A 13,884-nucleotide genomic window follows, 5' to 3' on the forward strand; every position below is an offset into this window, starting at 1 on the left:
TCTAAGTAATCAGGAATGTTATCAGGATTAGCAGAATTTGTGTCAGAATTTAGAGGATTTGTAGTTGGATCATTATCACCATCAGAATTATCTATTTCGAATCGTGTTGGTACATTGTCATTATCATCATCTTCATCTATATAATTAGGAAAACCATCACCATCTGTATCTAATGAGTCCATATAAATACCTTCTTCGTTAGGCTCTCCAGAAATACCCTCAAACTCATTAGGGACACCATCACCATCATCATCTTCTATTACTACAGTAGCATGAGCTGTTCCTGAAGTTGCTTCATAATCTTCAGTAATAGTTAAATTAGCTGGTGGTATTGCTTCACATAGTTCAGTATTTCCTACAGCTCTATTGTAAGTTCTGTAAATAAACCTATTGCTAGAAGCATTTATAGTAAATGTTGTTGGTACATTAGTCTCTGTGGCTAAAGTAAAAGGATACTCTTGATTGCTACCACGAGGTATAATAAGTGAAAGTGATTCGCTTGGGTCTTCTCTAAGATCGTATATAAGAAAAGATTCTGTATTGTTAGTACACATGCTCAGTTCTTTGTCAAACTGTAAATCTACAGTAAGAACATCACCATCATTGCAAGCAGTTAAAAATAGTAATGCAAATAGTATATAAAATTGGCGCATCATAAGCTTTCATTTTGAACAAAAATAAAGGATTTGTAAAATTATAACGTAGCATTATCTAAATAATTTTATTTCCGATATTTTTGCAGCATGAAGCAAATTTATTTAGACAATGCAGCTACTACTGCACTTAGACCAGAAGTTATAGAAAGAATGACAGAAGTGCTAAAGGATAATTTTGGCAATGCCTCTTCTACTCATAGTTTTGGGCGCTCGTCTAAGGCGCTTTTAGAGCAGTGCCGAAAAAATATTGCGAGTTATTTTAATGCTACTGCTTCTGAGATTGTGTTTACTTCTGGAGGTACTGAAGCCGATAATTTAGCATTACGTAGTGCTGTTAGAGACCTAGGAGTTACAGAAATTATTACTTCTAAAATAGAGCATCATGCAGTTTTACATACTGCCGAGCAATTACAAAAGGAATATGGTGTTAAATTGAGTTTTGTAAATCTTGATACATGCGGAATGATAGATTTTCAGCATTTAGAAGAATTATTACAAAATGCAGACAATGCTTTAGTAAGCTTAATGCATGTTAATAATGAAATAGGAAATGTTCTTGATATTGAACGTGCTGCAAAGTTATGCAAAGACTATAATGCGCTATTTCATTCAGACTGTGTACAATCTGTTGGACATTTTAAATTAGACTTACAGCAAATACCTGTCGATTTTTTTGCAGCGAGTGCTCATAAATTTCATGGTCCTAAAGGTGTTGGTTTTTGTTACGTTAGAAAAGAATCTGGTTTAAAACCTTTAATTTTTGGAGGCGAGCAGGAGAGAGGATATAGAGCTGGTACAGAGGCAATTCATAACATTGTTGGTATGGATGAAGCTTTAAAGATAGCATATCAGAATATTGATGCTGAAAAAGAGCACATCACTAATATTAAATCTTACTTTATTCAGCAGTTAAAAGAAATTTTACCAAATGTAAGTTTTAATGGTGGTTGTACGGATAATGCAAACAGTACCTATACTTTAGTAAATGTGTGTTTACCTATAGTGCCAGAAAAAGCACCAATGTTACAATTTCAACTAGATCTTAAAGGTATTGCTTGCTCAAAAGGTAGTGCATGCCAAAGTGGTAGCAGTCAACAGTCGCATGTGCTTTCTGCTATCTTAAGCGAAGATAAATTAAAGTATCCTTCAGTGCGTTTTTCTTTTAGTGCTTTTACAACTAAAGACGATATAGATTATACAGTAAATGTTTTAAAGGATTTTGTTAGTGTTTAACAATAATCTTTTCAGATTTTACAGTATTGTTATTGGAAGTTACATTAACAATATAAACTCCATCACTTAAATCTACGGTTGATAATTGATAACGATTCAATACGGAATCGTAAATGTTATTTAACATACGCTTACCAGCAACATCAAAAACTTCAATTGCTTTAACATCTAATCCATTAGGATTGATAATCGATAATTGGTGAATATTATTATCCTGATGGATGGTTAGATCACTGACTTCAAAATCATCAATATTTAGAGTTGTACCTGGTGTAAATACAATTTCAAAACGATTAGTGTAGTTTCCAGGTTCTATGTTTAAGTCATAATTCTGAGTTCTTAAATCAACATATAAATCATCTTCAATATCATGTATATAAATACCTTGAGAATCATCAAAATTCTGAATATCGAAAATTCTAAAACGCAAAGGCTGTTGTTCTTCAATATCTACAACTAAAGGAATTGTAAGTGCTTCATCAAAAGCATAAGCCTGACCAGAATAGGCTTTACCATCTAAAGTAAAGTATGCATCAGAATCATAATTATCTGATCTTGATAGCTCTAAACCATAATCAAATCCCATAGTGGCACTATCATGAAAATTAAGTACAACTTGCCTTGTGTACTGGCTTTCACCAACGGTAAAATCTATATTAACTCTAAAGCGCTTGTAATCATCTGGTACTTCAGACAAACCATTATTTTGATAGTTTAAACCTGGATTACTAGTTCTAAAAAACTGACTATTGGTTCCTTCTTTTTCATAAACACGATGTGCGTTTTTTGCTCTTACAGTTCCTGAAGTTCCAGTACTTCCTTCTACCATAAAACCTTGACCAATTGGTATGTAACGTCTTCCTAATTTAGTTCCTGCAGCTGATGGCCCAGGCGGAAGAGAATACATATTGTCATTTTCATCATAAGTAAAGAATACAGCATGTGCTGTAGTAATAACTGTACCAGCAGCATTAATTGTATATTCAGAATATCCACCTACATAATCTTGTAACACATGAGATTGTGTAAAAGCATCATCTGCTCTTTGGTCCCAATAAAACAGCGTACCTGTGATAGCAGCTTGGTTTTGTGGATCATGTACAAAAGCAGCTGAATCCATTGCGCTTGGGTAAGGATTACCAATTAAAGTGAAATCACCAGCAGCCACAGGATTTGCTATAGTACCATTATTGGGTTTTCCTCTAAAGTCATAATCTGTACTTCCTAAAGAAGCAGTTCCAGACCCTTTCATGGTAAAGCCTAAGCCAGGTGCTAAATCGCCAGAATCGCCAAGATATATCCATTGGCTGTATTGGTCTGAAGATACAAACGAATATAACCATCTATCAGATATTGTTAATGGATTCGTTGTACCATTGTATCCAGTTGTAAAAGCACTGTCATTACTGTCTATTAAACTTGGCGTACTTAATAGTGGATCATCTAGTTGGTTAATTCTAAAATTATTATTAACAGAGTTGATTGCTAATATTCCTCCAACAGGAGAACACCAATAATTATAAGCCCATTGATTAACGTTTCCGTTTTGATAAACACTCAATTCTCCTTGTCCGGAATTGCCTGTTGTGCCAGTACCTTGTAATAATTGGGCTTCGCTTCTTAAATATAATTTGGCAGTTGTTTCTTCTAAGTTAACATCATCTTCAACAAATAAGACTTGATCGTTAACAAATACATAGGCATTATTTCTAACACTAAGTTGTGCTGAAGCTATATTAAAACATAACATCAAGCAGGCAATGAAAGTAGTTTTCATGCTTAATAAATTTATAACTATAGCTTAGTAGGGTAACCTAAAGTGAATTAGACGGTTACAAATTTATAAATTTTATAACATGTAGATTGACATTACAACGAGGATTTAGGTAGTTTCACTAAAAAATTAAAACCTTGCCGACAATCTTAAATTAAATACACGTGGTGTTAAATAGTTAGGAATAGCATATTGACGTTTGCTGTAGACATCTCTTACCCAAGTATTGGTAATAGAGTTTTGGTTATTGAACATATTATAAATCTCAAAACCGAGGGAGAGTTCTCTAAATTTCTTTTTCCAGTTGGCTTTATAGATTTTTGTTGGGTTTACTAATTCTAATTGTATTCCTAAATCTGCACGTCTATAATCTCTTAATCTTATTTGGTAATCATAAGGGTCTGCATAACTTGGCGAACCACCTGGCACACCTGTGTTATACACTAAATTAAGATACATTTTTAAGTCTGGCATATTAGGCACATAATCTTGAAACAATGCACCAAATTTTAAACGTTGATCTGTTGGTCTTGCAATGTAGCCACGATTATTAATGTTTTCTTCTGTTTTAAGGTATCCAAAACTAAACCAAGATTCAGTACCAGGAACAAACTCTCCATTTAAGCGCATATCTAAACCGTAAGCATAGGCTTTGGCACTATTGTCAGCTCGGTAACGAATTCTTACATTTTCTAAAGTATAAGGGTTTACATTTGATAATCCTTTGTAATAGGCTTCAGTGACAAGTTTAAAAGGTCTGTCCCAAATTTTAAAGCTATATTCATTACCAACTACAATATGAAATGATTTTTGAGCTTTAACTTTTGGTTGTACCACACCAGAAGAATCTCTTAATTCTCTATAAAAAGGTGGTTGATAGTATAAACCTCCTGCAACTCTAAAGAGCATATCTTTTTCCCAATCTGGTTTTATTGCAAATTGTGCTCTTGGGCTAAATACAGTTTGCGTATTACTTTTTAAGCCATCACCACTAACTGTCCAATTATGTACTCTTACACCAGCATTATAAAATACTTCATTGTTTCCCCATTCTGTACGTTTGCTATATTGAGTAAAGGCTTGTATTCTATTTATTTTTACTTTATTAAGCGCTCTAACATCTTCAAAAGCGGTTAACGGACCTTCAAAAGGTTCATATGGTTGGAGGTTAGGTGTACTAAAATTTGGTGGACGAATTGAGAAACCTGCCGAATCTATGATTTCATACTCTACTAGTCGATCTCTAATGTCTTCATGTGTGTATTTTACAGACCATTCAACTGTAGATTCTTCATCAATCTTATAATCACCTCGATGTTCTGCATTAATTATAAAGGCATCTAAATCGTTACGAGCATGCGTTAGTTGCGAACCAATACCTTCACTAAATTCAACATCACCTAGGTTTTCATCTCCAATATTAGTATTTACTTCACCTAGACGATATTGAGCAAAGATATCGAAGTGTTCTTGCTCTAAAGTATGGTATGCAGAACCAATAAACTTTAAAGTAAGTTGGTCATTAACAAAATAATTAGCTTTTAAGGCTCCGAAATAAGTTTGATATTCGTCTTCTTCATTACCTTCATAAAACACTAATAAAGCTACTGGTTCTTGAAGCGTTCCAAAATTTGTTTGTCTGTTTTCTGGTTGAAAATTATATCTGTTCAACGAAATATTTCCAAGGAAATTTAAATGAAACTTATCTGAAAAACGGTAAGTCAAGTAGGTTTGTGCATCAGCAAAAACAGGCTCTACATTACCTTCGGTTTCAAGATTATTAAGAATTAAGCTGTTATCTCTGTAACGTACACCAGCAATACCAGAAAACTTTCCGTCTTTAGAAACCGTTTCGGCAGCTATACTACCACCTAACAAACTTAAATCGGTTCTTAAACCAAATGCTACAGGATTTCTATAAGTTATATCTAAAACAGATGAGAGTTTATCTCCATATTTAGATTGAAAACCACCAGCTGAAAAGTCTACGTTTTGTACTAAATCAGTATTGACAAAGCTTAAACCTTCTTGATTACCAGAACGAATTAAAAACGGTCTGTAAACTTCAATTTCATTAACATAGACAAGGTTTTCATCAAAATTTCCACCTCGTACCGAATATTGTGTACTTAATTCGTTAGAAATATTTACTCCAGGTAAGGTTTTAAGAATATTTTCTATACCAGGTTGCGCACCTTTTATGGTTCTAAGGGTTTTTGGTGCTATGGTTACAACACCATCTTCTTTTTGTCTTGTATTTGAAGAAATAACAACTTCGGCAATTTGTTCTGCTTCAACCTTCATTACAGGATTGTATTCTATTTCCTGTCCGTTTTTTAAGTTAAACTTTTGAATAATTCGTTTATGACCTAAGTGCGTAAATTCTACTGTTACTTCAGTATCTGAAGGTATTCTGAGTTCGAAAAATCCATTTTTGTTAGTTGCAGTTCCTTCACCTGTTAAGGCTTTTATATTTACATCTTCAATGGGACTATTGGTTTCGTCTAAAATAACTCCTCTTATAATTGCAGTCTGTGAAAAAGAAAGTACACTAAATAATAAAGTAAGAATAAGTGTTAATTGTAATCGTTTCAAAAATCAGGTTTTTAGTTAGGTTTTAAAACTATATTTTAGAGCTTAATACCAATGGTATATTGATCTAAGGTCTATTTTGTTATTTTCTAAAAAAGGTTGCTTCAAATGTAGAACTATTTCCAACATTATCAGTAACAATTATCTTTAAATTGTTCTTAGTATCTTTAACGATATTATCATTAAAATCGTGTATAAGCATATTAGTTTTATAATCGTACTCCATTAAAATCCACTTGCCATTTACAGTTGCTCTATATTTGCTAATACCAGATAAGTCATCATCAATTTTTACTTTTAAGTAACGGTATTTGCTTAACCACTTTTTATCTTTAAAATTAACGGGTTTAATTCTAGGTGCTACTGTATCCATAGCCAATGCATAAGTGCCAAGAGTTTTGCAGCCAGCACTTAAAATATTGCCTTTGCGCTTTGTACGCACATAACTTGGCCTTTTATAATAGCCATATAATCTGGCAATAAATACTTTGTCTAAATGCTCGCTTTTGTAATTACTTAGATCGTAATTGATGTAAAATTTCTTTTGTAATGGTATATTATCCTTATGAAGATGAAGCGTATCTGAACTCACGTTAAAATCAATATCTACATCTTCATAAACTGTGTTTTTATAAAAATTAACAGTTACCAAACCTGACTTTAATTCTGTTGGTTTATTAGAGAGTATTGTAGTTTTGTTTAAATAATCTATGGTTTTGGGTTCTGGTACTTCGTATTTACCTTTTATTGGAATATTTATCAAAGTTTCGTTGCCTTTAAAATCTCGTATTCTAATTTTAAATACAGATGAAGTACTATCCTCAACAATAATGTAACCATTATCAAAAGCATCTTTGTAAAGACTTAATGGATTATTTTTTTCAATGAATAATTTCTGAATTCTAGATTTTTTGGTTTTAAAATAGTCATAGTCTATAAGACGCTTAATATGTTTTGTTTCACTAAAGCTAAAGCGCTTAAAATCTATTTCTAAGCTTTTATTACCATTAAAGAACGTCTCTATATTGCTTACACCATTATTATTAGGTGCCAGATCTTGTTTATCGTAAGAAGTAATACCAAACCCAATATTACCATAGGCTGTTATTTTTTCAACTTCGTAATCACCATTTTGTTTTGGTATAAGACGTAAAGGTACTCTTTCATTTTTACCATTAATAACTGCGTTTTCATCTTTAGGGTAGGCATAAACGGCAGATACAAAAGGTTGTTTTGTATCTTTAATGTCTATACCAAAAAGCATAGGATTAATGGGCCGTTCTTGATTGTCTCTAATTTCAAAATGCAAATGAGGTCCACCAGATCCTCCAGTATTTCCAGAGTATGCAATAACTTCATCTGGTGCAATTAATAATTCTTCGTTGCTTGGAAAAACTTCAACCTCAAAAGTTTCTTTTTCGTATTGGCACTCTTTAATATATTTTTCTAAACGATCAGAAAATCTCTGAAGATGTGCATATACAGTGGTGTAACCATTAGGATGCGTAATATACAAAGCCTTGCCGTAGCCATAATGCGAAATCTTTATACGACTCACATAACCCTCTGCAGCAGAATAAACTTTTAATCCTTGCTTGCGTTGGGTTTTAATATCTAAGCCAGCGTGAAAATGAGCAGATCTAAGTTCGGCAAAAGTACCAGAGAGTACCAAAGTAATATCTAAAGGGTTTCTAAAATAGTCTTGAGGGTATTCAGATTGCGAATACAATGAACTTGTTATTAAAAATAAAAGCAGAATTTTTTTCATACCTAAGCGCTGTAATGGCTAAAATATCAATTTGATTAGTATTTACAAACCCAAGATCTGTATTATTTTTCTCAACGTTTTAATTTTTAATATGTTATATGAATTAAAAATAATTGTAAAAGAATTGTGTTATTTCAATAGGTGTGTTAAATTTGTTTCAATAGTATTGAATTACTTTAATGAGTAAAATTGAAGACATTGTTGATGCTTTAGAGAATAAGATTAGTAAGGTTTTACATAAACAAGAAGTCTTAAAACAAACTAATGCTAGATTATCTGGTCAGTTAGAAGAGCTACAACAAAAGTTATTGGAACAACAAGAAGAAATTTCATCTTGGGTTGATAGATATGAAACTCTTAAAGTGGCAAATTCAATGCTTGGTAGTGACGAAAATAAACGAGAAACAAAGCTCAAAATAAATGCACTTATTAGAGAAATAGATCATTGTATAGGTCAACTCTCAGAATAAAGTTGTAAATTTAAGTTAAATGTCAGATCAATTAAAAATTAAGCTTTCAATTGCCAATAGGGTTTATCCATTGACAATTAATCCTAAGCAAGAAGAGGGTTTAAGAAAGGCTACAAAAAAGATTGAAGCCATGATAGGACAGTTTGAGCAGAATTATTCAGTAAGAGACAAGCAAGATGTTTTGGCTATGTGTGCATTGCAATTTGCAGCACAAGTAGAACAAAAATCTATTGATAAAGCGCATGTTAATGAAGAGGTTCATGAAAAGCTAGAAGCATTAAATGAACTATTAAATGAACACATTTAACTCGTACGTTCTTTAAAATAAAAAAGGTTACTGCCTACATTAGTTATATTTTTTGATAAACTCAACGTTAATTCTTTAAAAAGGGTGAGTTTAAATTGTAAAAGCAAGCCACTAGTACTGAATTTATTCAGTATCTAAGGTGGATCCTTGATCAGTTTGTTAGCCCTAAACTTGTTTTTAAGGAGTTTATACAAAATCCAAAGCTGATGTAGGCTTTTTTTATACTGCTATTGTTCAGATATTTTTAACACTACTCAATAAACTAACTTTAAACAACAAACATGGACACTAATACAATTATATTTATAGTTGGAGGAGTATTATTAGGATTAATACTAGGTTATATTATTACAAAATCACTTGAAAAAGGAAAGGCTTCTAAATTGGTTGTTAATGCTGAAAACGAATCTAAATCCATTTTAAAACAAGCTAAAACTGATGCAGAAGCATTAAAGAAAGACAAAATACTTCAAGCAAAAGAAAAATTTATAGAACTTAAGGCAGAACACGAAAAAGTTATCTTGTCTAGAGATAAAAAAATGGCAGAAGCTGAAAAGAGAATCAGAGATAAGGAATCTCAACTATCTAACGAACTTTCAAAAGCCAAAAAATCTAATCAATCCTTAAATGATAAAAAGAAGGATTATAATTTTAGATTAGAATTCTTAGATAAAAAGAAAGAAGAAATTGAAAAGGCTCATAAAAACCAAATTAAACAGCTAGAAGTTATTTCTCAACTTTCTGCTGAAGAAGCTAAAGCGCAATTAGTTGAATCGCTTAAAGAAGAAGCTAAAACGGATGCTATGGCATATGTGCAAGATAGGATAGAAGATGCAAAACTTACGGCACAACAAGAGGCAAAGAAAATTATTATTAACACCATACAACGTATAGGTACTGAAGAGGCAATTGATAACTGTGTTTCTGTATTTAATATAGAATCTGATGATGTTAAAGGTAGAATTATAGGTAGAGAAGGGCGTAATATTAGAGCTATTGAAGCAGCAACAGGAGTGGAAATTATTGTAGATGATACACCAGAAGCCATAATTTTATCTTGTTTTGACTCTGTAAGACGTGAAATAGCACGTTTATCGCTACATAAGTTGGTAACCGATGGTAGAATACATCCTGCACGTATTGAAGAAGTTGTTAGAAAGACACAAAAACAAATAGAACAAGAAATTATAGAAGTAGGTAAACGTACTGTTATAGATTTAGGGATTCACGGATTGCATCCTGAGTTGATAAAAATGGTTGGTCGTATGAAGTATCGTTCTTCTTATGGACAAAACCTATTACAACACTCTAGAGAAGTTGCTAAGCTTTGTGGTGTAATGGCAGCAGAATTAGGTTTAAACCCTAAACTAGCAAAGCGCGCAGGATTATTGCATGATATTGGTAAAGTCCCTTCTTCTGAAACTGATGTAGAAACGCCTCACGCAATTCTTGGAATGCAATGGGCAGAGAAACATGGAGAAAAGCCAGAGGTATGCAATGCTATTGGAGCTCACCACGATGAAATAGAAATGACAACCTTATTGTCTCCAATAATTCAGGTGTGTGATGCCATTTCAGGAGCAAGACCAGGAGCAAGACGTCAGGTTTTAGATTCTTACATACAACGTCTTAAAGATTTAGAAGATGTAGCTTTTGGTTTTACAGGTGTAAAGAAAGCTTATGCGATACAAGCTGGTAGAGAATTACGTGTTATAGTAGAAAGCGAAAAAGTATCTGATGAAAAAGCAGCAAGTCTATCTTTTGAAATATCTCAGAAAATACAAACAGATATGACTTACCCAGGGCAAGTAAAAGTTACAGTAATTAGAGAAACCAGAGCTGTTAATATTGCTAAGTAAACAATATCTTAATAAATAAATATTAAATAGAAGGTGTTCATAATTTAGAACACCTTTTTTTATGCCTTTGTTTTCTTAAATGTAATGATAAAAGCTGTTCCTTCACCAAGTGAGCTTTCAACTTCTATTTTCCCTCCTAATGCTTCAATCTGAGTTTTGGTAATATATAAACCAACACCTCTAGAATCTTCTCTATCTGTTCCATGAAATGTTTGATACATTTCAAAAAGTTTATTCTCAAATTTTGAAAGATCTATACCTATACCATTATCTGAGATTAAAATCTTTATTTCGTCTTTACTATGTACAGATTGTATACCAATACGAGAATTTTTGTTTGGGTCTGCATATTTAATACCATTAGAAATAATATTGTATAGAATGCTCTCTATATAAGACGCATTTGTTTTTATAGCATCGTCTTTTCTTAATGCATTGTGTATTGTTACATTAGCTTTAGAGCTTTCTACTTCAAGACTTTCTGTAATGTTTTCTACATAATTGTAAAGATTTACAACTTCATAGAGATCGTTGATATCAGTTTTAGATTTAATACTTATGATGTCATTTAAATCTACAATAGTATTAGTTAAAGAGTTAGAAATTGTTTTTAAATGGGTAATGAGCTCTTCTTTTTCATTTGTATTATTTGTGTCTTCGTAGAACTCTAAAATATTTTTTAAGTTTCCGATGTGTGTTTTTAAATTATGAGACACAATGTGAGTAAAATTATGTAGTCTTTTATTTTGGCTTGTTATTAGTTGAATATTATTCTTTAGAAGATTTTCATTCTTTTTTGTTTCTGTAATATCTTTATGAGTACCTACTATACGTTGTGGTTTACCAGTTTCATCTCTTTGAATAACTTTACCTGTATCTAAAATCCATTTATAGCTTCCGTCTTTGCATAAAACTCTATATTCATTCTCATAAGTTTCTAATTCACCATTAATGTGTTGATTAAATACATTGAAATACGAATCTTTATCGTCTGGATGTACACGTTTGTCCCATTCTTCAGGAAGATTTTTAAATTGCTTACTGTGATAACCAAGAATTTTTAGAGATTCATCAGAATAAAAAACTTTGTTAGTAACTGTATTCCAATCCCATAGACCTATGTTAGAAATTTTAAAACCAACTTTGTAAATATTACGTTCTTCTTCATTAGGCTTTACGTTTTTTTTAGTGCTTATATTCCCTCCAAATATTTTCATAGTTAAAACTTTAATTTAAGACACAGTGTGAGACTCAATGTCACAAAAATAAGAACTATTTTCTTGGGTGAAATTTGTTTAACACTTCACTTAAATGAGAACGGTCCACATGCATGTAAACCTCAGTAGTAGTAATGCTTTCATGGCCAAGCATCATTTGTATTGCTCTAAGATCTGCACCATTTTCTAATAAGTGCGTTGCAAAAGAATGTCTAAATGTGTGAGGAGATACGGTTTTCTTTAAACCAGATTTTTTAACTAGATTTTTAATAATTGTAAAAATCATGGCTCGTGTTAGCTTTTTACCTCTGTAATTTAAAAAGAGAATGTCTTTAGACTCTGGTTCAATATTTATATGTTTTCTAATGTCTTTCCAGATATCTATATATTTTTTTGTGGTTTCACCAATAGGTACAAAGCGTTGTTTGTCTCCTTTACCAGTAACTTTTATAAAGCTTTCATCAAAAAACAAATCAGAAAGCTTTAGTTCTATAAGTTCACTAACACGTAAACCACAGCTATATAAGGTTTCAATAATAGCTCTGTTGCGTTCGCCCAGATTAATACCGTTGTATTGGTAGCTTAAATCAATAGTGTTTATAAGTGTGTCTATATCATTAACAGAGAGTGTGTCTGGGAGTTTTCTACCAATTTTTGGTGATTCTATTAAATCCATTGGATTTGACTCTCTATAGTTTTCAAAAATCAGATAATCGAAAAAATTTCTTAAACCAGATATCAATCGTCCTTGTGATCTTGGGTTCATGGTTTTAGAAATAGTATAAATAAATTGCTTAATGCAATCTTTGTCTATTGTATTTGGTGAAGCAGTTATACTATTTTCATCTAAATATTTTATTAGCTTGTTAATGTCGTAGCAATAACTTTCTATTGAGTTTTTAGACAAGCCACGCTCAATTTGAAGATAATGTTTATAATCTGTAATCGCCAGAAACCATTTCATAAATAACTATTTCAATTAATAGATATTTTAAATATTGTGAAGCACAATTAATTCAGAGAATAAATGCTTTATTTATAATTCATTTAAGAATTAAGGGTAAATAGTACTAGTTTGTAGTATAAAGTGAAGATACTAAAACTTGAAAATTGCTTATAATAAATTTGAGATTTTTTGTTTTAGTATTGGTGTAATTTTTTGTGTTTTTTTAGATGGTTCTATAGTGTTAGAGTCTGATGATGATTTAACAAATATTTTGTGCGAATTACTAAGTAGATTGTCATAATAAAAATTATATGGCACTTTAATGCTTAATCTGTGATTGATTAGATCATCTTCTTTTTTTATGAAAAAAGTTTCTACCGTACTAGCGCTGTAATTATTATTTATATTTGTTATAGTTACATTTTGTACTTTATGATCTGTTTTTAAAAGAATATTAAAGTTTACTGTAACAGAATCTGTTTGCTTTTCAATTCTTCTAAAAGTAGCATCTAATGTGGTCTCTTTTTCATTAATATCTTGGTATTCTAGTGGTTTTACAAAATATTGCATGTTGCCATCACCTAGATAAAAATCTTCTATGTATTTAGAAATTTTTCCACTTGTACTCGTTTTAACACCCATACAACTAGAGAGCGTTATTAATAAAAGTATTGGTAAAAATGTTTTATTCATTTTTTAGCTCTTTAACTATAAATCTGCCTTTAGAAAGGGAATCATTAGAGAATCTCTGTAATGACTGTTTGTTATTAATAATTGTTATTGCAGTAATTTCGCTTAAAGAATCTACCATATGTTGATGAAAAACAAGCGTAGTTTCTCCTAAAGGTTTAGATTTATAAATATTAGTTTTAGTTATTGTAGAATCTAAATCTATAAAAAGATAAGTGTTGTAGTAGTTATGAGTTATGGCTTTGTATAAAACAAGATTATTTTTATCGAAAATCTTTTTTAATTCTTCTGCTTCTTTTATTGCAGTAGCGTTTTTCTCAACTTCTTTTTCGCCTTTTTTTAATAAATAAACATGTCCATCAAAAAGGTTAA

The 13,884-nt window shown here is 31.5% G+C and carries 11 protein-coding genes, 1 other RNA gene and 1 pseudogene; 5 read left to right on the forward strand and 8 right to left on the reverse strand.

Features of this window, described 5'->3' with window-relative positions; genetic code table 11:
• A pseudogene (locus tag N4A42_RS06180) lies at positions 1-656 on the reverse strand (hypothetical protein); the annotation flags it as partial.
• 87 nt (positions 657-743) lie between these two features.
• On the opposite strand from N4A42_RS06180, the gene N4A42_RS06185 reads away from it, so the two are divergent.
• Positions 744-1,889, forward strand: coding sequence for a cysteine desulfurase family protein (locus N4A42_RS06185; RefSeq protein ID WP_294071437.1), 1,146 nt, complete (start codon positions 744-746; stop codon positions 1,887-1,889).
• Here N4A42_RS06185 and N4A42_RS06190 read toward each other — a convergent pair.
• The 3 genes from N4A42_RS06190 to N4A42_RS06200 form a co-directional block, all read right to left on the reverse strand.
• Positions 1,879-3,666, reverse strand: coding sequence for a T9SS type A sorting domain-containing protein (locus N4A42_RS06190; protein ID WP_294071440.1), 1,788 nt, complete (start codon positions 3,664-3,666; stop codon positions 1,879-1,881). The genes N4A42_RS06185 and N4A42_RS06190 overlap by 11 nt on opposite strands.
• A 126-nt stretch (positions 3,667-3,792) precedes the next feature.
• The gene (locus N4A42_RS06195; RefSeq protein WP_294071443.1) at positions 3,793-6,258 is read right to left on the reverse strand and encodes a carboxypeptidase-like regulatory domain-containing protein; all 2,466 of its coding nucleotides are present in this window, start codon (positions 6,256-6,258) and stop codon (positions 3,793-3,795) included.
• A gap of 79 nt (positions 6,259-6,337) precedes the next feature.
• Positions 6,338-8,023, reverse strand: a complete 1,686-nt coding sequence (locus N4A42_RS06200) for a M23 family metallopeptidase (RefSeq protein ID WP_294071446.1) — start codon at positions 8,021-8,023, stop codon at positions 6,338-6,340.
• 179 nt (positions 8,024-8,202) lie between these two features.
• Between N4A42_RS06200 and N4A42_RS06205 the strand changes: the two genes are divergently transcribed.
• The 4 genes from N4A42_RS06205 to rny all read left to right on the forward strand — a co-directional run bounded on the left by N4A42_RS06205 (position 8,203) and on the right by rny (position 10,659).
• Positions 8,203-8,493, forward strand: coding sequence for a hypothetical protein (locus tag N4A42_RS06205; protein WP_294071448.1), 291 nt, complete (start codon positions 8,203-8,205; stop codon positions 8,491-8,493).
• A gap of 19 nt (positions 8,494-8,512) precedes the next feature.
• Positions 8,513-8,800, forward strand: a complete 288-nt coding sequence (locus N4A42_RS06210; protein ID WP_294071452.1) for a cell division protein ZapA — start codon at positions 8,513-8,515, stop codon at positions 8,798-8,800.
• 59 nt (positions 8,801-8,859) lie between these two features.
• Positions 8,860-8,988: non-coding RNA, 6S RNA (gene ssrS, locus N4A42_RS06215), on the forward strand.
• A gap of 93 nt (positions 8,989-9,081) precedes the next feature.
• Positions 9,082-10,659, forward strand: a complete 1,578-nt coding sequence (rny, locus tag N4A42_RS06220) for a ribonuclease Y (protein WP_294071455.1) — start codon at positions 9,082-9,084, stop codon at positions 10,657-10,659.
• 59 nt (positions 10,660-10,718) lie between these two features.
• On the opposite strand, the gene N4A42_RS06225 is transcribed toward rny, so the two are convergent.
• The 4 genes from N4A42_RS06225 to N4A42_RS06240 form a co-directional block, all read right to left on the reverse strand.
• The gene (locus tag N4A42_RS06225) at positions 10,719-11,876 is read right to left on the reverse strand and encodes a PAS domain-containing sensor histidine kinase (RefSeq protein WP_294071458.1); all 1,158 of its coding nucleotides are present in this window, start codon (positions 11,874-11,876) and stop codon (positions 10,719-10,721) included.
• Positions 11,877-11,931: 55 nt separating this feature from the next.
• Entirely contained in the window at positions 11,932-12,840 is a 909-nt protein-coding gene (gene xerA, locus N4A42_RS06230; protein ID WP_294071460.1) for a site-specific tyrosine recombinase/integron integrase, read from the reverse strand.
• A gap of 150 nt (positions 12,841-12,990) precedes the next feature.
• Positions 12,991-13,515, reverse strand: a complete 525-nt coding sequence (locus N4A42_RS06235; RefSeq protein ID WP_294071463.1) for a hypothetical protein — start codon at positions 13,513-13,515, stop codon at positions 12,991-12,993.
• Positions 13,508-13,884, reverse strand: a 377-nt coding sequence (locus N4A42_RS06240) for a hypothetical protein (RefSeq protein ID WP_294071465.1), incomplete at its 5' end; no start/stop codon positions are given. The genes N4A42_RS06240 and N4A42_RS06235, both read right to left, overlap by 8 nt.

The organism is Winogradskyella sp. (assembly GCF_025210595.1).
Classification (GTDB): domain Bacteria; phylum Bacteroidota; class Bacteroidia; order Flavobacteriales; family Flavobacteriaceae; genus Winogradskyella.